Source organism: Mesotoga sp. UBA6090 (assembly GCF_002435945.1).
GTDB lineage: Bacteria > Thermotogota > Thermotogae > Petrotogales > Kosmotogaceae > Mesotoga.
In genome coordinates this window covers 38,569-59,319 of sequence record NZ_DIXC01000052.1, presented here as the reverse complement: position 1 = coordinate 59,319, position 20,751 = coordinate 38,569, and the positions used below count along the sequence as shown (strand labels likewise).

Sequence of the window (20,751 nt, the reverse complement as noted above, 5' to 3'; positions counted from 1 at the left end):
CGCTTAGATCAGGCCAGCTCCTCTTCCTTGAACTGTGAGGGTATCGCTGCCTCTTCAACCTGCAGATTAGCATACATATCAAGACCAGTCCCTGCGGGTATCAGCTGGCCCACGATTACGTTTTCCTTCAGTCCCTGCAGGAAATCTGACTTCCCTGCTACAGATGCCTCGGTAAGAATCTGCGGCGTTTGCTGGAATGATGCAGCAGATAGCCAACCTTCACTCTCAAGAGATGCCTTGGTAATCCTGAGAAGCTTTCGCTTGAACTTTATCGGATCCTTCGGCATGATCTGGATCTTCTTCTCGGGAATTATGGTGTCGGGATTGAAGTCATTGACAAGCTTCTGATAATTATCTTCGTCGACATCAAAAATGAGTATCTGCTTTATGCTGCTTTTCAGTATCTTGTTAAGCAGTTCTTCACTTATTGGTTCCCCCTCAGCGGCTATCTTCTGTATCTTTCCATCTTCATCTTCGCCAAGGACTCTCCTTGCCAATCTCTTATCGATTACATACTCTCTGTTTTCTCCGACTCTGCTGTTTGCTTCATCTATTGTCTTGTTTATTTTTCTGATTTCGACAATGTCTAGGAGGTCTCCCGGCAGGAAGTCGGTGTCTCCGGGATCCGTGACTTCAACTTTCGAAAGCATCTGTCTTATTATCAGCTCAAAGTGCTTGTCGTGAATTTCGACACCCTGTTCTGCATAGACTCGTTTGATCTCGGTGAGAAGATAAAGCGCTGTCTGAACGAGACCCAGCTTTTCCATCAGTTTCCTTGGCCTTATGGTTCCCGTTGTTATTGCCTGTCCTTCGGTGACCTTGTCGCCGATCTCGATCTTGGGTTTGATGCTCGAGGAGAGATCGTATTCACTGATGCCACCAGTCTTTGTTTCAATGTAGACCTTTCTTCTTCCCTTGTCGTCAGAGACGAGATCCTTCACGAAACCGCTATCACCCTTTTCTATAAAGAGCGCCTCAGGATCCTTGAGTTTCTTTCGGGCCTCGAACAATTCCTCTGCACGTGGAAGACCTCTGGTTATGTCCTGTCCCGTGGCTATACCTCCAGTGTGGAACGTCCTCATTGTGAGCTGTGTACCTGGCTCACCGATTGACTGAGCGGCGACCACACCAACGGATTCTCCAACGTTGACAATCTCGTGGTTTGAAAGATCCATTCCGTAACACATAGCACATACTCCACTATCCGATTCGCAAGTTAATACGGATCTGACCTTTATTGTCGGACGGACGTAGACTTTGACTATTTCGTTCTTCTGCAGCTTCTTAGCCGTAAGCTCGTCAACTTTCTCCTGATACTTCACAAGCATCTCTTTACTGCTATTCTTTACGGGATCGCCTGCAAAAATCTGACCCACGCATGGGAAGGTAATTACCTTCACTTCCTCGACTTCGGAATTCTTGAGCTGGTGGAGAAGATCACTGCCGATATGGGTGCCTGCTTTATATTCCTTGTCATTGATTGTGATATTCTCGTTCAGTTCGGTATAGTTTATGAGCCTGGTCACCTTCGGAATACTCAATATCTCTTCGCGGGCAACTTCGACACTGGCTCTGTAGTTTGAAAGGAATGCGGCATCTTCATCTCTAATCATCGTATCGCGGAAGTATTCCTTTCCAGTCTTCTCGTTTTTCAAGACCTTCCCCGTCAGAGGATTGATAACATCGGCCGCAAGAACCCTTCCAAAGAGGAACTCTTCGAGTTTCTCAATCGTTACACCGTCCGCCATGAGTTCAACGGCCTCGATACCTTCGTGAGTACCGCAGTTCGGTGTAGTAACGGTTATTGTCTGGGAGACATCGACTAGTCTTCTGGTGAGGTAACCTGCGAACGACGTTCGAAGAGCCGTATCGGCCGAACCCTTTCTCGCCCCGTGAGTGGATGTGAAGAACTCTAGCTCTGTTAGTCCGTCCCTGAAATTCGATTTTATAGGTACTTCAATCGTCTTTCCTGATGGATCGGCCATCAGACCTCGCATACCAGCAAGTTGTTTCAGCTGGTCGATGTTACCCCTGGCTCCTGAATCGACCATCATGTAAATTGGATTGAATGGATACTTCTCGAACTCCGTGTACGTCTTTTCCATTATCTCCTGAGTCGTATCGGACCAGATTCTAATTATCTCCTGGGTTCTACCATCTTCAGTCAAGAATCCCGACTTATAAAGGTTCTCGATCTGGTCTACTCTCTCTTGAGCTGCATCGATGACTTCGTCCTTCTGGGGATAAACAACGATATCATTTATCGATATGGTCAGCCCCGAAGCAGTGGCGTAATGGAAACCAAGAGACATCATATCGTCCAGAAGATCTGCCGTCCTATCAATTCCGTATTCGTGGAAGCAGTCGTAGATCAACTTTTTTATAGCTTTCTTGTTGAACTTCTTCGTGTAGTCTCTGAGCTTTTCGGGAACTATTGTGTTGAATATTATCCTTCCTACCGTTGTCAGTGTGAGCTCTCCGGATGAGGGATCCAGCTGAACAAGAATAGGATCGTGAAGTGATATATATTCCATGTCGTAAGCAAGAAGCGCTTCTCCTGGAGAGGAGAACTTCCAATCAACCCATTCAAGAGCCTTTTCCCTGACCATCCTTCTCGCTTCAACATCGGAAATCTTTTCATCTTTGAGAAGGGCTGAGTAGTAATCCATGACTTCTTTCTCTTTCTTCTCATGATCATGACCCACAGTTGTCAGGTAATACACGCCGACTATTATGTCCTTGCCAGGCATCGAAATGGGTTTCCCGCTTGCTGGGGAAATCACGTTGTATCTGCTGAGCATGAGAAACTTTGCCTCTGCCTGGGCAGCTGCGGACAAGGGAACGTGAACTGCCATCTGATCTCCGTCAAAGTCTGCGTTGAATGGGGCACACACAAGCGGATGAAGCTGAATCGCGTTTCCTTCGACCAACCTGGGTATGAAAGCCTGTATGGATATCCTGTGAAGAGTCGGTGCTCTATTGAGGAGAACCGGATGTCCCTTGATCACATCTTCGAGGACTTCCCAGGCTTCGGGCATTTCCTTCTCTATGATCGTTTTCTTGAGTTTTCTTGCTGTCTTGCTTGATTCGCTGCCGTGAAGGAGCTTAGAGAGAACAAACGGCTTGAACAACTCCATTGCCACTCTCTTCGGGATTCCACACTCGTGAATCTTCAAATCGGGTCCGACGACGATAACTGCTCGACCGGAGTAATCTACTCGCTTTCCAAGCAGATTTCTCCTGAATCTTCCCTTCTTGCCTTTGACCAGGTCGGTAAGAGACTTCAATGGCCTGCCCGATTTGTCGGATACTGCCTTTCCAACTCTCCCGTTGTATATGAGGGAGTCAACAGCCTCCTGAAGCATCCTCTTTTCATTTCTGATTATTATGTCGGGAGCTCCGATCTGCAGAAGTTTTGCAAGCCTGTTGTTCCTATTAATGACTCTCCTGTACAGGTCGTTCAGATCCGTAGTTGCAAATCTTCCGCCTTCGATCTGAATCATAGGCCGAAGGTCCGGCGGGATTACCGGCACAACGTCCATAACCATCCATTCCGGCCTGTTCTCTGAGGCAATGAAGTCCTTGACGTACTTCAACCTTCTAAGAAGTTTAAGAGCTCTCGCACTGCTCTTTGGAATAGACTTCAGTTCCAGTTCAATGGCAACCTGCAGTTCTTCCAGATCAATTCCATGCAACAGCTTCTTAATCGCGGCCGCTCCGTAATCACAGGTTACCTTTCCAGGATAAAGCTCTTTGTACGCCTCGTACTCATTTTCTATCAAGACTTCTCCGATTGTCCTGCCCGTCTCTTCGGAAACTTCGGGGTCGATTTCCGTTATTATTACTATCGGCCTGTCGCTCTCGGTATCCGTCTCCACTTCGAATTTTCCTGGATAATATTCGTCAAAGATCTTGTACTCTGTAGCGGAAAGAACTTCATCCTCAAAAAGGAATCTGTCGGCAAGGGTGTCACCCTTATGAACTTCGTCCTCATTTTGAACATATATAAGGGCACCTTCGAAAACCGGGTATTTTTTCTCAATTCCCGTCTCGTCCTTGACGATTACCCAGTTCAGTTCTCTCTCGGTACTGCTGTCGATTCTCTCGATAGTGACTTTACCGTCAATGTCTGCCGTAACCGGTCCGTGAGGAGCCTTTACCTTGTAGCCCTGCTCGACTTCAAAGCTGAGCTTCTTTGTATAGATCTCATATTCAGTCTGGTACATCGTCATTCCGGGGAAGAAATCCGTCTCCTTCGGATCTGTTACCACATACAGCCTTTCAATGACTCTCTTCGATCCATAGTAGATTATGTTTTCGAGATCTTTCGCAGGAATGTTAAGAAGTGATGACAGAACACTAGGTGCACTCTTCAAATACCAAACGTGTGTGACAGGAGCGGCCAGCTCGATGTGGCCCATCCTCCTTCTGCGAGCTTCTTTAGACTCGACTCGTACACTGCAGCGTTCACATACGGTTCCCTCGTACTTCTTTCCCTTGTACTTGCCGCATGTACACTCGTAGTCTTTAGTCGGTCCGAAGATCTTCTCACAGAAAAGTCCGTCTCTTTCCGGTTTGAATGTACGATAATTGATCGTCTCGGGCTTCTTTACTTCCCCGCTTGACCAGCCCTTGATTCTGTCCGGTGAGGCAATATCAATTTCCAGCTTACTGACCTTTCTCTTGTATGTGCTTACTGGCATCTGCTTCCCTCCTTGAGGGGTAGCTCCCTTTTGTTGATTCTCATAATTTATCCACATCCAGCTCGACATTGTTCTGATCAAAAACCTTGACGTCGAGAGAGAGTCCCTGGAGCTCTTTTATAAGAACTTTGAAACTTTCCGGTATACCTGGTTCTGGTATGTTAATTCCCTTCAGTATTGCCTTATAGACATCGTTCCTTCCTTTGATGTCATCAGACTTTATCGTCAGCATCTCATTCAAAGTGTGGGCCGCTCCATAGGCTTCAAGCGCCCAGACCTCCATCTCGCCGAATCTTTGACCGCCAAAGTGAGCCTTTCCACCAAGAGGTTGCTGATGAATGAGGGAGTAAGGACCTGTAGATCTTGCGTGAATCTTATCCTTTGCTATATGAACGAGTTTAAGCATGTACATGATTCCCACAACAATCGGGAAGTCAAAAGGACTGCCGGTGCGTCCATCTCTCAAGGTTACCTTGCCGGTCTTCAAATCTTCACTATCTCCGTCTTCAAGGCCGAACTTCTTTCTGGCTTCATAAAGCTCGGTCATGATTTCGTCTTCTGTGGCTCCGTCAAAGATAGGAGTTGCAAAATAGCGATTCGTAAGCTTTCCCAGCCAGCCAAGATGTGTCTCAAGTACCTGTCCCACGTTCATTCTCGACGGGACACCTAGAGGAGAAAGCACAAGTTGGATTGGAGTGCCGTCTGGAAGGAAGGGCATGTCTTCCTTCGGTATAACATTCGAAACAACGCCTTTGTTACCGTGCCTTCCAGCAAGCTTGTCACCCACATCCAGAGGCTTTCTGATTCCGACGAATACTTTGACAAGTTTGTTTATGCCAGATCCGAGCTCAGATACTTCTTCTTTTTCGAAGACCTTGACATCGATTACTCTTCCCTCGACGCCATGAGGAAGTTTCAGGGATGAATCCTTCACATCTCTTCCCCTATCTCCGAAAACAGACCTGATTATCTTCTCTTCAGGAGTTGTTTCGGATTCGCCTTTGGGTGTAACTTTTCCAACAAGAATGTCTTGTGAAGTAACATAAGCACCTACTCTGACTATTCCGCTCTCATCGAGATTCTTGAGAGATTCCTTCGACACGTTAGGAATATCGGCAGTGATCTCTTCCGGACCTAACTGAGTATCTCTCGCAATCGTCTCATACATCTCAACGTGGATAGTCGTGAAAGTGTCATCTTCTAGAAGTTCCTGGTTGACCAAAATAGCATCTTCGAAGTTATACCCTTCCCAGGGCATGAAAGCTACCAGCACGTTCTTCCCAAGGGCAAGCTCTCCCATTTCCGTCGAGGGACCGTCCGCGATCGGAGCTCCTTTTTCTACTTCCTCACCAACAGATACTATCGGTCTTTGGTTTACCGCAGTGTCCTGGTTTGTCCTCACGAATTTGAACAGAGTATAAACATCTTCGATTGGCTTTCCTTTCTCATCAAGCTCAGGCTTGCCTTTTTCATCTAGCCTCTGCACGATAATTCTTCGCCCGTCAACACTAATTACCTTGCCCTTGTGCTTTGCAAGAACAACATATCCTGAATCTCTGGCAGCCACACCTTCGACACCTGTCCCAACAATGGGAGCTTCGGATTTGATAACGGGCACGGCCTGTCTTTGCATGTTTGATCCCATTAATGCTCTATTGGCATCGTCATTTTCCAGAAACGGTATCAAAGAAGTCGAGATTGAAACGATCTGTTTGGGAGAGACCGACATGTAGTCAACATCTTCCCTATTGACATACCTTACCTCACCTGCATAACGAATTTCGACGTTTTCATCCAGAATACGACCTTTTGCGTCCATGGCGATAGTTGAGTGAGCTATGTTGTAACGCTCTTCTTCATCTGCGGCAAGATATACAATATCGTCACTAGCTACTCCCTTCTGAACCTTTCTGTAAGGAGTCAGGAGAAACCCGAACTTGTCTATCTTTGCAAAGGTAGCCATTGAAGTCATCAGTCCAATATTGGCGCCTTCAGGGGTCTCTATGGGACACATTCTACCGTAGTGGGAGTGATGAACGTCACGAACCTCAAATCTTGCGTGTTCTCTCTTCAAGCCTCCCGGTCCAATGGCAGAAAGTCTCCTCTTGTTAGTTAACTCTGCAAGCGGATTGACCTGGTCCATGAACTGAGAAAGCTGACTCGTTGCAAAGAATTGATGCAGCGTGGTCATCAGCGTTCTTACATTTACGAGACTCTGCACCGCGATTTTGTCAAAGGAAGTATAGATGGTAAGCTTCTCCTCGAGTAGCTTATGTATTTTGATGAAGGCCTTCTCAAATTCAGTTTCCATGAGTTCGCCCACTGTTCTAACCCGTTTGTTTCCTAGGTGGTCCTTCGTATCGAGAAGTTCCGGGCGGCTTTCTATTTCTGTTAAATGCCTTGCAGCAAGGACCACATCAAGTACGGTAAGAACACTGGACTCTTCTGCGTAATCCGTGTCCTTTGAGACTTTCCTTCCTTCAAATTCCTTCAGGTAGTCTTGATAGACCTTCTTAAGCCTGCTGTTGACCTTGTATCTGCCGACATCGGAAAAGTCGAAACGGTCGGGACTGAAGTATAGGTTGGTTATGTAGCTCTTAGCGGCATTTATTCGAGGAATCTCACCAGGTCTGAGCTTTCTGAAAAGTTCAATATAAGCGTCATCCTCGGTCATTCCTTCTCCGTATGTCTTCTGCAGGGCAATGAAAGTCTTCATTGCAATGGGAAGCGGCAGCTTTATTGTCTTTACGTCTGCCTCGATTGCTCTTGCGATAATATCTTCAGTCAGTAGCGTTCCCTTTTCAGCTATCAGATCCCCGCCAGGAGTCTTGATGTCTTCAAGTATCATACTTCCAACATTCGCGAGTAATTCATCTTCGTCCGACCCATCATAGCCACTTTCAAAAAGCCTGAGCAAATCGAGATCGTTTTCGTAACCCAGAGCCTTCAGGAAGACAAAAAAATTCAGTTTTCTTCTTCTGTCGATTCTAGCCTGCATTATTTGCTTGTTGGGATTAAGGAGGATCTCAAACCACGCACCTTTTACAGGCAGAAAATGCGCAATATAAATGGGAAGAGAACCCGATACCGCCTTCGTAGGTTCATCAACAAAATAGACACCTGGAGACCTCACGAGCTGATTGACGATTACTCTTTCCGCTCCGTTGATTATGAAGGAGGCGTTGTCAGTCATAAAAGGCAAGTATCCAAAGAAGGCCTCTTCCTCCTTGATCTCTCCGGTATAAAGGTCGGTGATTCTTACAGTCACATAAAGCGGAACTGAATACGTGAGACCTTTGTCTTTACACTCCTGAATGGAGTGTTTCGCCTCGCCTATTCTGGTCGATACAAAATCCAGAGAGAAGCCTTTCTCGCCCTTCTTGAGATCCGAACGCTGGATCTGCGACTTGATGGGGGAATACTTCTTCAGAACACTCAGAAGACCTTCATCTATGAACCACTCGAAGGAACGAGTCTGGATCTCAATGAGATTCGGGATTTCAAGAGGTTCATGCACTCTTCCAAATACCCACCGCTCTCGTTTGCCAAAATTGGCCTTTCTCATCAGATCACCTCTCGTATGTTTTAGCACACCAAACCCACATCAGAGGATTTCCCTGATGTGGGTGTCTTTATTATACAAAAAATATGTAACCAGACAATTGCCCAATTACTTCAGTTCGACTTCGGCGCCAGCTTCTTCAAGCTGCTTCTTCAGTTCTTCTGCCTCCGCTTTTGGAAGGCTCTCTTTGACAACGCCTTCCGCCGTTCCAGCCTTTTCAACAAGATCCTTGGCTTCCTTTAGTCCGAGTCCGGTTATGGTTCTTACGACCTTAATAACATCGATCTTCTTCGCTCCAAAAGACTTCAGAACAACCTTGAATTCAGACTGCTCTTCCTCTTCCTCGTCTGCCCCATTACCTGCTGCAGGCACCGCCGCAACAGCCATAGGGGCTGCAGCGCTGACACCAAATTCCTCTTCGAGGGCCTTCACAAGTTCAGAAAGCTCTGCTACTGTCATTCCTTTTATTGTGACTATTAGTTCTTCCTTAGTCATCTTACCACACCTCCACATGAATCATTCAGCTTTTTTATCCTTAATTGCATTTAGAGCATACAGGAACTTCGTTAGCACTCCATTCAGAGTATAGACAAGACCGGTTATAGGAGCAGCAAATCCTCCCACAACCATAGCAATCAATTGATCTCTCGAAGGCAATTTTGCAAGTTCTGCAGACCGGTCTCCGGTGAAGTATTTCCCTTCAAGAAATCCTGCTTTTATGACTGGCAAGGTCTTATTGTTTTTGTTGAAATCAGTTATTATCTTCAGCGCTGAGATCGGATCTTCATCATCCACAGTCAGCACTGCCGTCGTACCGGTAATTGAGTCTTTCCATTCGCTTTCGTCAAAACCGGCATTGTTTAGAGCAAGCCTGACCAGCGTGTTCTTCTTTATCGTGAACTGGGCTCTATCTTCGTACTTTTCATAAAGTCTGTCTCTGAAAGCAGTGATTCCATCGACCTTCATGCCCTTATAGTCCGCGAACAGTATTAGAGAAGACTTCTTGTAGGCCTCTGATAGACTTTCAACGATTTCTTCTTTTCTTTCTCTGGTTAGCACTTCTCGCACCTCCTTTCAGAAAAGCGGCCCCACAATCGAGGCCGCAGAAGGCTATATCTTCTACACGCCTCGGTAGGCGGCTTACGCTCTTAATTACCTACTGTCTTTGGCAATGAATTTATATCTTGTTTGTGTTTGACTACTTCTCTGTCTCTTTAACGAAATCTACCTTTATTCCAGCGCCCATCGTCGTTGTAAGGAAGACCCTCAGAACGAATCTACCTTTCGAACCGGATGGCTTCATTCTTGTAATCTGATTGAGAGCCGAGACAAAGTTCTCACGCAGTTTTTCACTTTCAAACGACTTCTTTCCGACAGGTAGATGAAGATTACCCGTCTTGTCGTTCTTCACTTCGATTCTCCCGGCTTTGAATCCCTTGACTGCATCTTCGACATCGGTTGTCACAGTTCCGGCCTTGGGAGATGGCATCAGGCCACGCGGGCCAAGAACCTTACCCAGTCTACCTATGTCCCTCATCATATCAGGAGTAGCGATAGCGACATCAAAATCTGTCCAGCCACCTTGAATCTGCTGAACAAGATCATCCGAGCCCACAAAGTCCGCTCCGGCCAGTCTGGCAACATCTGCCTGCTCTCCTTTGGCAAACACCAGAACCCGTACATCCTTTCCTGTTCCATGAGGAAGGGAAATTGTACCCCTAACCTGCTGATCAGACTTTGAAGGATCGATTCCGAGCTTTATGTGCATCTCAACAGTCTCATCAAACTTAGTTGGCGGAAAACTCCTTAACAAGTCTATAGACTCTTCTACAGAGTAAACTCTGGCTCTGTCGACGGACTTTCTAGCTTGAATGTATCTCTTTGATCTAACCGGCATTCAGACCCCTCCTCAACCCATGATTTCGATGCCCATGTTGCGAGCAGTTCCAGCAATAATCTTCGCAGCAGCATCGACTGTTCTGGCATTGAGATCGGGCATTTTGACTTTCGCGATTTCTTCTAGTTGTGCCCTGGTAACCTTGCCAACCTTGTCACGATTAGGAACTCCAGAGCCCTTTTGGATTCCGGCGGCTTTAAGCAAAAGGAAGCTGGCGGGTGGAGTTTTGAGGATGAAACTGAAGGATCTGTCTGCATATACCGAAATAACTACCGGCAGCACCATACCGGCTTTGTCTGAAGTCTCTGCATTGAACTGCTTGCAGAACCCCATGATATTCACTCCATGCTGACCGAGAGCCGGTCCTACTGGAGGTGCTGGTGTTGCCTTCCCCGCTTCAAGCTGTAGCTTGATTTGGGCAATGACCTTCTTAGACATATTTGCTTACCTCCTTGTGGTTAACGGGCTTAGCCCTCCCACTTTTTCGTAGATCAGACTATTTTCTCAACCTCAGACAAACTGAGGATAACTGGTGTCTCTCTTCCAAAGATACTAACGACAACTTTCAATTCCTGTCTTTCAGGATCTAGACCTGTCACTTTTCCAACAAAGTCTTCAAATGGACCTGTATTGATTCTGACGACCTCGCCGATATCGAAGTCAACTTCTATCTTGACTGGACCGCCTGAATGTTCTTCATACTCTTCAATTCCTACCAACCTCAACAAGGCCTTTATTTCTTTCTCCTTGAGCTGTACAGGCTGACCTCCTACCGAAACGAAGTTGACAACATTTGGAGTATTCTTGACAACATTCCACGTCTCTTCATTCATTATCATCTCGATGAAGACATACCCGGGATATAGCCTGGTTCTGACGATCTTGAAAATCTTTATCTCTTTCCTTCCTGGAAGATCTGAGATTTCCACTCTTCCTTCGGTCTTAGAGAAAATCTTTCTTGTCTCACCAAACAGCTGCCCGCGTTTTACGAGATTTCCTTTCTTTGCAATCCTTGAATCATAACTATCCGGATGTACCAGATAGACGTCTTCATCGCCGTTTTCCTTTTCAACAACGATTCGCTTCATCTTCTGTGTATAGACAATCTTTCCGTCCAATTCACAGAAAAACTCGCCCTGCTTTGCAAGAGGCATTCCCTGCCTAATCCTGGCTCCAGTCTTAATGCCTGTCTCAATCTTTGCACTTTCGGGAATGTAATAGGTTTTGGTATAGCGCCTGTCGGCAGTCTCAATGAAGATTACTCTGTAGTTTTTGATTTCCGCGACTGTACCGTCATTCTTAACCTTGATTTCTACTTCTTCAGCTACAGGGTCTCCTTTAGCTACGTCTTGATTATCCTTAACTAGAAGCTTTGCGTTGGCAGGGACGATATACTTTTCCGCGGCAACGTTAGTTCTGTCAAGCTTAGTTTCCTCTGGAACAAGAATCTTTCCAAACATGTGCGAAAAGCCAAAAGACTCTATCTTGATCTGAATTGCTTCTTTGATAGAGTTTTCCAGGCCTGAGTAAGTTTGAATTATAAACCATCTTTTCCGCACAACTAATCACCAACGGATAACAGCATTAAACAGCGCCTGTCAAGAAACTCAAAAGCGACCCAATTGCATTCGTGAAAATAACATCGAGAAGCGCAAGAAACGCTCCCACTACAATCAGAATGACGATTACTGCTCCAGTAGACGAGATCATCTGCTCCCTGTTAGGCCACGTCACCTTCTTAACTTCGCTCCTTACTTCGGAAAGAAACTTCCAAAACTTTGCCTTGGCCATGGGATTCCTCCTGACTCAGTTGAGACGACTCAACCTTACTTGGATTCTTTGTGCTCGGTATGTTTTCTGCACTTCGGGCAGTACTTACTCGAGTCAATCTTATACTTCTTCTGGCGGTTCTTGAATCTGTAATAGTTTCTCGTACCGCACTCCGAACACTTCAAAGTTACAAGAACCTTATTTCCCTTCGTTTTCTTTGCCATTGCTTGCACCTCAACAGTAGCAAAATTAATGGTGGTAAGGGGTGGGTTTGAACCACCGAAGGCGTTCCGCCAGCGGATTTACAGTCCGCCCCCTTTGACCACTCGGGCACCTTACCACCGATAGTTAACCTTGGAGCCAACGAAGGGACTTGAACCCCCAACCTGCTGATTACAAATCAGCCGCTCTTCCGATTGAGCTACGTTGGCCCGACGCACGATACTTATTATATCTAATGACTTTATCCCTGTCAACAAGGCAAATTAAGAAATTTCCTCTTCTGAGGTCAGGGAAGCAAGAAACTGTTACTTCACTTTCGGAACCAGAATCATCAGCATCTCTTCATTCCTAATCCTGATATAACCTTCTTCCAACTCCTTCAAAGCAATAGTAATCTTATCGCCGGCAGCTTTCACTGTCGCAGGATCTAGCTTCGGGCGTCCGAAATCCTCAAGATCTTCGGCCCTCTTGGCGGCAGCCACCGGAATCGCGTACTTGTGCCTTATTCTCTTCAAAAGCAGATCATAGTTAACAATCATATACTCTTCTCCTCAAACAGGAATCTTTCTCCCTTTTCATTCACAATTCTATCAACTCGTAGCCTTTCGGCGGTGATGATTGCCTCAAACTGACTTACCGAGTGTTTTAAATTATCGTTAACAACAAGATACTGAAAATGTTTTACCTGTTCCAGTTCCCACTTTGCATCTTCCAACCTCATTCTCAGCGATTCGATGTTTTCCGTTCCCCTTGACTCGAGGCGCCGAATCAGCTCTCCATAAGATGGGGGAGCAACAAAGATATAAACGGCGTCCTTCAGTGCTTTCATTACTGACATCGCTCCCTGAATATCCACGTCAAGCAGTATGTCTCTACCGGAGTCCACGCTCTTTTTCACTTGATTTCTCGACGTTCCATAATAGTTTCCATGAACCTTTGCCCATTCAAGAAATTCATTCTCTTCCAAGAGCTTACCAAATTCAGATTCGGTAACAAATATGTAGTCTTTTCCATCTATCTCAGCCGGACGTCTCTCTCTTGTGGTATAGGACACTGAGAAATCAAGATTTGTATTGCACTTAAGTACTTCTTTGAGTATCGAGGTCTTTCCGGCCCCCGAAGGACCACTCATCACAAAGACTATACCTTTCATTCTTCAAAATTCTGTCCAGATACCCTGATATCTTCCAGGAGCTTTTCAATGTCGCTGAATGTCTGCATGAATCTAGAGGCGATTGTCTCAGGTTGAATTGCAGAAAGGATAATATGATTACTATCAGTGATGACTATTGCTCTTGTCTTTCTACCGTATGTTGCATCGATTAGCTTTCCTTCATCCTTGGCCACTTCCTTCAACCTTTTCAGTGGTGCGGATTCGGGATTCACAATTGCGATAACTCTGTCACCGATGATAACATTTCCGAACCCGACGTTTATGAGTCCGTACAAGTGAAACACCTCCTACTCTATGTTCTGAACTTGTTCCCTGAGTTTATTTACCAGCGTTCTTCCCTCGACAGAGAGGTTAGTAATCACCAGTTTCTTCGATTTAGATGCAACTGTAGACAGTTCGCGGTGCATCTCCTGACAGATGAAATCAAGCTGCACACCACTCTCTCTGTCAGACTGCATAACACTTCTAAAGGATTCGATATGAGAGATCATTCTGACTATTTCCTCCGAAATATCTGCCTTTTCCGCAAGAAGCGTTACCTCCTGTTCCAGTCTGTTGTCATCGAGCTGGCTGTCGGAAATCTGCTCTAATTTCTTCTTCAGGAAATCTCGATAGTACAGAACCATATCCTCAGAATTGGCCTGGAGCTCTTCCGCAATGGTCTCGAGTCTATCGAGATACTCGTTCAAAGCGAGAGACATGGTCTGTCCTTCCCTTTCCCTGTCAATGTTCAGTTGATCCACAGCTTCAATCAGGAGCCCTTCTATCACATTCCATATCTTCTCTGCAAGGTCTTCAGATGGTCTGGTCTTGAATATCTCCTTGAATCTCGCCATTGAATCTACAGAGACTTCTCCGGCAAGTCCGTAACGATCTCTTATCAATCTGAGAGAATTGTAGATTGAGGAGGCTATACCAAAGTCAGGTTGAAGAAAGTCATCACTGTCCACCAGAGAAATATCGATTCTGGCCTTCACAGTTCCACGCTTGAGATTTTCTTTTATTAACCTGCTAACATTCATTTCAAGCTCAGAGAAAGCATCCCCGATATTGACATCAACGTTCAAGTACTTCGAATTTACAGTTTTCAACTCTACAAAAGCATTTATTCCGTAAAGTCTCCTTTCGGCCCTCGCATATCCGGTCATACTTCTGAGCAACTATTATCACCTCAAAGGCGGTTAAATCTAATTACAGTCAATTATAACCGTTTGTGGCTAAAATTTCAAAAGAGGAACCGTTTTCTTCAGTGTTTCTACTAGAATCGCCACATCTTCCTCCGTGGTGAATCTTGACATGCTTATTCTGATTGAGCAGGAGGCAAGTGAAGGATCAACTCCCATTTCATCAAGAACGTACTGACCTCCATCGCTTCTGGAAGAACACGCCGAAGAAGTCCCCAGATATACACCTTCTTCAGAGAGAGCATTAACCAGAACCTCCGACCTAATACCTGCAAAAGATGCATTAACTGTGTTAGAGACTGAATCCTCAGGAGTATTCACAGCGCCGCCAAGAGCCTTCACGCTCTCAACAATCTGTTGCTGGAAATCTCTAAGTCTTCTGGATGACGTATCCATATTCTCAATTGCTCTCTGCATTGCTATCGAAGTAACCAGAGCACCCGGTACGTTCTGAGTCCCTGCGCGCATACCCCTCTCCTGTCCTCCGCCAGTGATAAAGGGCTTAATAGGCGATCCGCGTTTCACGAATGCCATTCCGACTCCCTTCGGACCATGAAACTTATGGGCAGAAAATGAAGCATAGTCACAGAAGCCCTTCTGCAGATTGAAGGGTATTTTACCTATTGTCTGAACTGCATCTACATGGTAGAGAACGCCTCTTTCTCTCAAAGCTTTGCCAATCTCCTCATAAGGCTGAATTGAACCGGTTACGTTGTTTGCAGCCATAACGGAGACAAGAAAAGTCTCATCATCAACCTCATTGAGGAGCTTGTCGACGCTCACAATTCCATCGCTTTCCGGTGCAACCTCATAATACTCAATGTTCGAAATTGTCTTCAGATCTTTAAGAGTGTTGAGAACCGCCTTGTGTTCAATTGAAGTTGTGACAATCTTCTTCCTCTTGCCCCTGAAGAAAATGCTGGACCTGAGAATCCAGTTTATCGTCTCAGTTGCACATGAAGTGAAGAATATCTCCCTGGGGTCAACCGAGAGACAGCGTGCCACTCTCTCCCTGGCTTCTTCATGGCGGCGAGCCTGCTTCACACCAAAAGAATGCATGGAATTAGGATTTGCATATTCTTCCTCGCACAAACTTGCCATCAGTTCGGCAAGGTCTCTTTCCATCTGAGTTGTGGCATTGTTGTCGAAATAGCGGATCAAGACTTAACCATCTCCTCGAACTCCTTTTCACCAATTATCTTTATTCCGAGAGAACGGGCCTTTCCCTCTTTTGAGCCGGGATTCTCACCCACAAGAAGGTAATCTGTATTCTTCGAAACACTCGAAACAACCTCTCCTCCAAGTTCAATTATCTTTTCCTGAATTCCCTTTCTAGAATAGTTGGGAAGTGTACCGGTGACCACAAACTTCAATCCTTTTAAAGGTTTGATTCCGCCTACGCTTTCCTCTTGTGTGTTTACATATTTCATTAGTTCCTCAATCTCTTCTCTTACACCAGCCGCAGACAAGTAGTTTCTTATGTCTGAAGCAAGCTGTTCGCCGATACCGGAAATTTCCTTCAGTTCCTTCTCGCTAGCAGAGATTACTGCTTGAAGACTTCCGAAGTGGTTTGAAAGGTCTCTTGCAAGCTTCGAACCTACGCCGGGGATACCGAGTCCGGTGATCAGCTTGAAAAGAGGATTCTTCCTGCTCTTCTCGATGGCTTCGATAAGTTTGGCTGCCGTCTTTTCGCCGATTCCCGCTCCCAGCTCGAGAAGATCGTCTTCACTTATCTTGTAGAGATCAGAAGGCCTCTTCACAAGATCGGCTTCAACGATCCGCTCCACAAGTTTTTCTCCAAGCCCTTCAATGTCCATTCCATCTCTGGAACAGAAAAACTGTATCCTTCTGCTAAGCTTCGCGGGACAGGCGGGGTTCAGACATTTCAGCGCCACGTCTTCCTCTCTCTCTTTTCCAACCTGTCCGCCGCAGACCGGGCATTGTGAAGGGGGATCGATTCGTTGCTCCTCGCCGGTTCTCTTGTCGGGGACGCTTTTCACTATCTGCGGAATGATTTCGCCCGCCTTTTCCACAATTACTGTGTCAAAGATTCTTATATCCTTTTCACGGACAAAGTCGAAATTATGCATACTTGCTCTTCTGACGGTGGTTCCGGCCAGCTGAACTGGTTCAAGTTCAGCTACAGGCGTTATTGTGCCCAACCTTCCTACTCCCAGAGTTACACCCTTAAGCTTCGTAGTGGCTTGTTCGGCCGGGAACTTAAAGGCTATGGCCCACCTGGGTGCCTTCGTAGTGTACCCCAGTTCTTGCTGCAAATGAAGATCTTCCACTTTCACTACCGTTCCGTCAACCGCATAGTTCAGACTGGATTTCAATCCGGACCATTTCTTCCAGAATTCGATCACGTCTTCTGTGCCGTCTGCTATTTCGAAATTCGGCTCAACTTTCAGCCCGATTGTCCTCAGAAACTCAAGCTGTTCACTCTGGCTCTTCAGTCCAAACCTTTCGGGTTCAACAATCTGGTAGAAAAATGCACTCAGCTTTCGTTTGGATACTTCCCTGGGATCGAGCTGCCTGAGCGTTCCGGCGGCAGCGTTTCGAGGATTTGCAAACAACTGAAGATTACTCTCTGCACGAACTCTGTTGAGCTCGTTGAAGACATCCTTTGGTAAATACACCTCTCCCCTCAATTCTATCGAAAGGTCCTTCCTCAATCTGAGGGGAATGGATTTGATAGCTTTGATATTCTCGGTAACGTCCTCTCCGACAAAACCGTTTCCTCTCGTTGCACCTCTCAGAAGCAAACCGTTTTCGTACTTCAGAGAGATAGAAAGCCCATCAATTTTGAGTTCACAGACATATTGTACCGAATTAACGTTCAGTGCCTCTCTGATCCTTTTGTCGAACTGCATTACCTCCTCCGCTGAATAAGTGTTGTCCAGGGAGAACAGTCTATGCTCATGAACTACCTCTTTGAAGGAATCAATTGGCCTCAAACCAACCCGTACTGTTGGTGAATCAGGAGTCTTCAGTTCAGGGTATTGATCTTCAAGTTCAGTAAGCTCCTTCATTAGACGATCGTATTCAACATCAGATATCTCTGGATCATCGAGAACGTAGTATTTATGAGCATGGCGATCAATCTCTTTTCTCAGCTCTTCGATTTTCCTCTTTGCCTCTTCAAATGGAATCACGTTAACCCCTCCCGAAGAGGATCACGACTGCTACGGCATATTCTCGCTCGTGAGAGATGCTGACCGTCAGATCGACGTTACTCAGTAGCCGCTTCAGTTCTTCAGAGGGAATCGGTCTTCCCTCTTCGTCGACCAAAAACTGAATCTTCGAAAACTCAATGTCCTTACGCCCCGATGCCTTTACAAATGCCTCTTTGGCTGCGAAACGGCCGGCAGCAAACTCCATCCTTCTACGTTCATTCCCTAAACCGTCAAAGATCTCTCTTTCTTCCTTCCCGAGAATTCTCTTTGCAACGCCTTCCGTCATACGCGAAATATTGATGATGTCGATCCCAGTACGCATAATCCTTCTCAGACCTCCACAACGGTGACGCCGCTCCCGCCTTCTGAAGGCGTTCCAATTCTGAAGCTCTTAACGCCTCTTGTACGCCTCAAGTAGCTCCATACCCCTTCAGCAAGCTTGCCAGTACCCTTTCCATGAATTATGTAACCCTGCTTCTTACCATTTGTCTTCAGCATTTGAAGAAAGTCGTCGATAATTATCGGAACATCCTCGGTGATACTGCCTCTGATATCTATTTCCTGACTTATGCTCTGGTTCTCTAATTCAAGAGATGACAAACCGGATTCAGCAGTGACTTTTCCTATAACTTGGACCCGCGACAACGGAACCTTCAATGTGATTTTCCCCGAGTCAATAACTACTCTGTCTCCATCAAATTCACGAACTGTCCCTTCTGCGCCGCTGTCTATTAGCTTCACCGAGTCACCAATAGCTGGAATCACCGAATCTCCCTTATCAGTAGCAGCGCTTCCAAAGAGTTCAACTTCCCTCTTCAGTTCGTTCAGGCGTTTAACTGCCGCAACTTTGTCTCTTTCACTCGACGACCTCGACTGGCTGATTGCTCTTTCTATATCTTTGATTATGGAACCCAGTCTTTCCTCAAGTTCATCGATTTCTCTGCTTACTTCGCGGTATCGTTTCTCTTTGATCATCGAAAGCTTCTCTTCGAACTCCTGAACCTTTTCTTCAAGTTCATTTCTCGTCTTGAGAAGACCCCTTCTTTCTTCTTCCAGTGACGATCTTTCTCTGTGAAGTTTGCCAATTACCGCCTCGAGGTCTCTGGCTTCACTATCCATGTATGAACGGGCTCTTTCTATTATCTCCGGCGGCAGCCCCAGCCTTTTCGAAACTTCGATGGCATTTGACGAGCCGGGAATACCCATCAGCAGCCTGTAAGTCGGCCTGAGGCTCGAAACATCAAACTCGACACTTGCATTCTCTACGTCTGAGCGTTCCATGGCATAGAGCTTAATCGGAGTCAAGTGAGTCGTAAGGATCAGCCTGGACTTCTCCAGCAGCCTTTCGATTATCGCTATCGACAGAGCCGATCCCTCAACAGGATCGGTCCCGGCGCCCAATTCATCAAGCAACACAAGAGAGTCACCTTCAGCGCTTCCGATTATTCTTATTATCCTGGATATGTGAGACGAGAAAGTGCTCAGACTCTGCTCGATGGACTGCTCGTCCCCGATGTCCGCAAACAGCCTCCTGAAGAAGGGGATCTCCGATGATTGGTCCGCAAGTACGGGAAGACCGCAAAGCATGAGAAGCACTGCGAGACCTATCGTCTTCATTGCAACCGTCTTTCCCCCTGTGTTGGGACCCGTAATGAATACTCCACTTATCCCTTCTTCCATTGTGAACGTAATCGGGACCACGTTTTCATCATTGATAAGAGGGTGCCTGGCATCTTTGAGATAAAAACGCCTTGAAAGTGACGGTCCAATGAAGACCCCATTTCTCTTCTTTGCGAATCTGCAGGCAGCGTAAAGCGCATCCAGAATTCCAAGGGCCTCCAGTGATGGCTCGAGTCTTTCAAATGTGCTAAAGAAAAGGGTTGTTAGTTCTCTCAATATTCTTCTGATTTCCTCTTCTTCTCTAGATTGAAGAATTCTCATCGAGTCGTTTAGAGCAATGAGCTCCTGAGGCTCAAAATAGACTGTTGCACCGCTGCCCGAAGAACCGTGAATGACACCCTGATACTCATTCTTCTTGCCTGCCGAAAGTGGTAAAACGTATCTTCCTTCCCTGCTGAGTACCAAACTGTCTGTCAGACTGTCCTTGTACCTGTTCATTATCGAATCAAGCCTTCCCCTGAGGTTCCTGGCAAGGCTCCTAAGTTCATTTCTAATCTCCTTCAAGACGGGAGAAGCGTTGTCCTTAATCTGTCCGTCCTCTGAGATCTTCTTTCTGACATCGCCTATGAATCCGCGTTCACAGCCGAGAAGCGCTACTACCTCGCTCACAGCAGGGAAGTCTTGAGAAACACGATCGAAGAACTCCTTCAAACGACAAATGTTTTCCATTGTCACGGCGCTCCTGAAAAGCTCTTCCCCGCCGAGACTGAATCCCCGCTTAACCTTGCCTATATAATCGTTGAGATCATGAAAGACCGAGAAGGGTGGCTCACCTTCCCTCATCAGTATCATGTCAAACTCGCTAACTCTTCTGTAGAGAAGTCCGGTATCCTCGACCAGTGGCTTAAGAGCCTTTATCCTCTCTTTTCCGTACCTGGAAATTGCCTTTTCAGAAATATCGCCAAGAACTTTGTCAAACTCCAGCAATCGAAGAGCATCTTCATCGAACAATGAATCCATCCGGCAGCTCCACCTTCCTGATAATCTTCGGCATGAGTTTCTCTCTGTTTTTTTTGTCATAGACTGCGATTAGAGCATAGACCACCACTATGGAAGCAAAGGCAGTTCCGAGGGCAAGTACCTCGGATCCCAAAATCGTATTCATCGCTATGAGCGTGACTAGGAAAACAGCAAGGGGAATTCCGTATACAATCATGGACACTCTGGTTGCACTCAAATTTCCCGTCTCGATCTCAACTGTATCTCCCGAATGAACCTCCACTCCATTTTTCATTGCCTTTATAGTAACTTTCTTCTCGCTTAACGAGACACTGCAACTATTCTTCGAGCCGCAAGTCGAACAGGCCTCGGTACGAGCTTTTTCGAGGAGCACCATATCTCCTTCAAGCTCCTTCACAACAGCCAACTCTCTCATATTCACCT

Annotated in this window: 18 protein-coding genes, 2 tRNA genes and 1 other annotated feature; all 20 genes read right to left on the bottom strand. The window is 46.2% G+C overall.

Annotated features, from left to right (window positions below; translation table 11 throughout):
• Positions 1-8 precede the first annotated feature (8 nt).
• Positions 9-4,703, bottom strand: a complete 4,695-nt coding sequence (locus tag B3K42_RS08025) for a DNA-directed RNA polymerase subunit beta' (protein WP_110990110.1) — start codon at positions 4,701-4,703, stop codon at positions 9-11.
• A 40-nt stretch (positions 4,704-4,743) separates the two neighbouring features.
• Positions 4,744-8,268, bottom strand: a complete 3,525-nt coding sequence (locus B3K42_RS08020; RefSeq protein WP_292598189.1) for a DNA-directed RNA polymerase subunit beta — start codon at positions 8,266-8,268, stop codon at positions 4,744-4,746.
• A gap of 105 nt (positions 8,269-8,373) precedes the next feature.
• Positions 8,374-8,760, bottom strand: a complete 387-nt coding sequence (gene rplL / locus B3K42_RS08015; protein ID WP_292598187.1) for a 50S ribosomal protein L7/L12 — start codon at positions 8,758-8,760, stop codon at positions 8,374-8,376.
• 21 nt (positions 8,761-8,781) lie between these two features.
• Complete coding sequence (gene rplJ / locus B3K42_RS08010; protein ID WP_110990097.1) at positions 8,782-9,324, bottom strand: 50S ribosomal protein L10; 543 nt, start codon at positions 9,322-9,324, stop codon at positions 8,782-8,784.
• A gap of 8 nt (positions 9,325-9,332) precedes the next feature.
• Positions 9,333-9,452 (bottom strand) — a sequence feature (ribosomal protein L10 leader region).
• Between the two features lie 11 nt (positions 9,453-9,463).
• Complete coding sequence (gene rplA / locus B3K42_RS08005) at positions 9,464-10,162, bottom strand: 50S ribosomal protein L1 (RefSeq protein ID WP_110990098.1); 699 nt, start codon at positions 10,160-10,162, stop codon at positions 9,464-9,466.
• A gap of 12 nt (positions 10,163-10,174) precedes the next feature.
• Positions 10,175-10,600, bottom strand: coding sequence for a 50S ribosomal protein L11 (gene rplK / locus B3K42_RS08000; RefSeq protein WP_110990099.1), 426 nt, complete (start codon positions 10,598-10,600; stop codon positions 10,175-10,177).
• A gap of 53 nt (positions 10,601-10,653) precedes the next feature.
• On the bottom strand, positions 10,654-11,721 hold the full coding sequence (gene nusG / locus B3K42_RS07995) for a transcription termination/antitermination protein NusG (RefSeq protein WP_110990100.1): 1,068 nt from the start codon (positions 11,719-11,721) through the stop codon (positions 10,654-10,656).
• A gap of 25 nt (positions 11,722-11,746) precedes the next feature.
• Complete coding sequence (secE, locus tag B3K42_RS07990; RefSeq protein WP_110990101.1) at positions 11,747-11,953, bottom strand: preprotein translocase subunit SecE; 207 nt, start codon at positions 11,951-11,953, stop codon at positions 11,747-11,749.
• Positions 11,954-11,988: 35 nt separating this feature from the next.
• Entirely contained in the window at positions 11,989-12,156 is a 168-nt protein-coding gene (rpmG, locus tag B3K42_RS07985; protein WP_110990102.1) for a 50S ribosomal protein L33, read from the bottom strand.
• 29 nt (positions 12,157-12,185) lie between these two features.
• A tRNA-Tyr gene (locus tag B3K42_RS07980) sits at positions 12,186-12,272 on the bottom strand.
• Positions 12,273-12,287: 15 nt separating this feature from the next.
• Positions 12,288-12,363 (bottom strand) — tRNA-Thr (locus tag B3K42_RS07975).
• Between the two features lie 96 nt (positions 12,364-12,459).
• Complete coding sequence (rpoZ, locus tag B3K42_RS07970; protein ID WP_110990103.1) at positions 12,460-12,693, bottom strand: DNA-directed RNA polymerase subunit omega; 234 nt, start codon at positions 12,691-12,693, stop codon at positions 12,460-12,462.
• Positions 12,690-13,307 (bottom strand): guanylate kinase, encoded by a 618-nt coding sequence (gene gmk, locus B3K42_RS07965; RefSeq protein ID WP_110990104.1) that lies wholly within the window; start codon positions 13,305-13,307, stop codon positions 12,690-12,692. Before gmk ends, rpoZ begins: the two co-directional genes overlap by 4 nt.
• Positions 13,304-13,603 carry a DUF370 domain-containing protein gene (locus B3K42_RS07960; RefSeq protein WP_014730503.1) on the bottom strand — a complete coding sequence of 100 codons (300 nt, stop codon included), beginning with the start codon at positions 13,601-13,603 and terminating at the stop codon, positions 13,304-13,306. The genes gmk and B3K42_RS07960 overlap by 4 nt, the downstream gene beginning before the upstream one ends.
• A 12-nt stretch (positions 13,604-13,615) precedes the next feature.
• Entirely contained in the window at positions 13,616-14,488 is an 873-nt protein-coding gene (locus B3K42_RS07955; protein WP_110990105.1) for a YicC/YloC family endoribonuclease, read from the bottom strand.
• 57 nt (positions 14,489-14,545) lie between these two features.
• Entirely contained in the window at positions 14,546-15,673 is a 1,128-nt protein-coding gene (locus B3K42_RS07950; RefSeq protein WP_258367180.1) for a cysteine desulfurase family protein, read from the bottom strand.
• A complete protein-coding gene (ligA, locus tag B3K42_RS07945; protein WP_292598174.1) occupies positions 15,670-17,667 on the bottom strand; it encodes an NAD-dependent DNA ligase LigA in 1,998 nt (665 codons plus the stop codon). Before ligA ends, B3K42_RS07950 begins: the two co-directional genes overlap by 4 nt.
• Before the next feature lies 1 nt (position 17,668).
• A complete protein-coding gene (acpS, locus tag B3K42_RS07940) occupies positions 17,669-18,010 on the bottom strand; it encodes a holo-ACP synthase (protein WP_258367179.1) in 342 nt (113 codons plus the stop codon).
• A gap of 8 nt (positions 18,011-18,018) precedes the next feature.
• Complete coding sequence (locus B3K42_RS07935) at positions 18,019-20,328, bottom strand: endonuclease MutS2 (protein ID WP_110990094.1); 2,310 nt, start codon at positions 20,326-20,328, stop codon at positions 18,019-18,021.
• Positions 20,309-20,743, bottom strand: a complete 435-nt coding sequence (locus B3K42_RS07930) for a SoxR reducing system RseC family protein (RefSeq protein ID WP_110990093.1) — start codon at positions 20,741-20,743, stop codon at positions 20,309-20,311. Before B3K42_RS07930 ends, B3K42_RS07935 begins: the two co-directional genes overlap by 20 nt.
• Positions 20,744-20,751: the final 8 nt, after the last annotated feature.

What these genes read in the sequence shown, in the direction of transcription:
- rpoZ (WP_110990103.1), bottom strand. Translation starts at nt 12,693, where the DNA reads ATGATTGTTAACTATGATCTGCTTTTGAAGAGAATAAGGCACAAGTAC.
- rplL (WP_292598187.1), bottom strand. Translation starts at nt 8,760, where the DNA reads ATGACTAAGGAAGAACTAATAGTCACAATAAAAGGAATGACAGTAGCA.
- B3K42_RS07935 (WP_110990094.1), bottom strand. Translation starts at nt 20,328, where the DNA reads ATGGATTCATTGTTCGATGAAGATGCTCTTCGATTGCTGGAGTTTGAC.
- acpS (WP_258367179.1), bottom strand. Translation starts at nt 18,010, where the DNA reads ATGCGTACTGGGATCGACATCATCAATATTTCGCGTATGACGGAAGGC.
- B3K42_RS08025 (WP_110990110.1), bottom strand. Translation starts at nt 4,703, where the DNA reads ATGCCAGTAAGCACATACAAGAGAAAGGTCAGTAAGCTGGAAATTGAT.
- B3K42_RS08020 (WP_292598189.1), bottom strand. Translation starts at nt 8,268, where the DNA reads ATGAGAAAGGCCAATTTTGGCAAACGAGAGCGGTGGGTATTTGGAAGA.
- rplA (WP_110990098.1), bottom strand. Translation starts at nt 10,162, where the DNA reads ATGCCGGTTAGATCAAAGAGATACATTCAAGCTAGAAAGTCCGTCGAC.
- secE (WP_110990101.1), bottom strand. Translation starts at nt 11,953, where the DNA reads ATGGCCAAGGCAAAGTTTTGGAAGTTTCTTTCCGAAGTAAGGAGCGAA.
- gmk (WP_110990104.1), bottom strand. Translation starts at nt 13,307, where the DNA reads ATGAAAGGTATAGTCTTTGTGATGAGTGGTCCTTCGGGGGCCGGAAAG.
- rplK (WP_110990099.1), bottom strand. Translation starts at nt 10,600, where the DNA reads ATGTCTAAGAAGGTCATTGCCCAAATCAAGCTACAGCTTGAAGCGGGG.
- rpmG (WP_110990102.1), bottom strand. Translation starts at nt 12,156, where the DNA reads ATGGCAAAGAAAACGAAGGGAAATAAGGTTCTTGTAACTTTGAAGTGT.
- B3K42_RS07930 (WP_110990093.1), bottom strand. Translation starts at nt 20,743, where the DNA reads ATGAGAGAGTTGGCTGTTGTGAAGGAGCTTGAAGGAGATATGGTGCTC.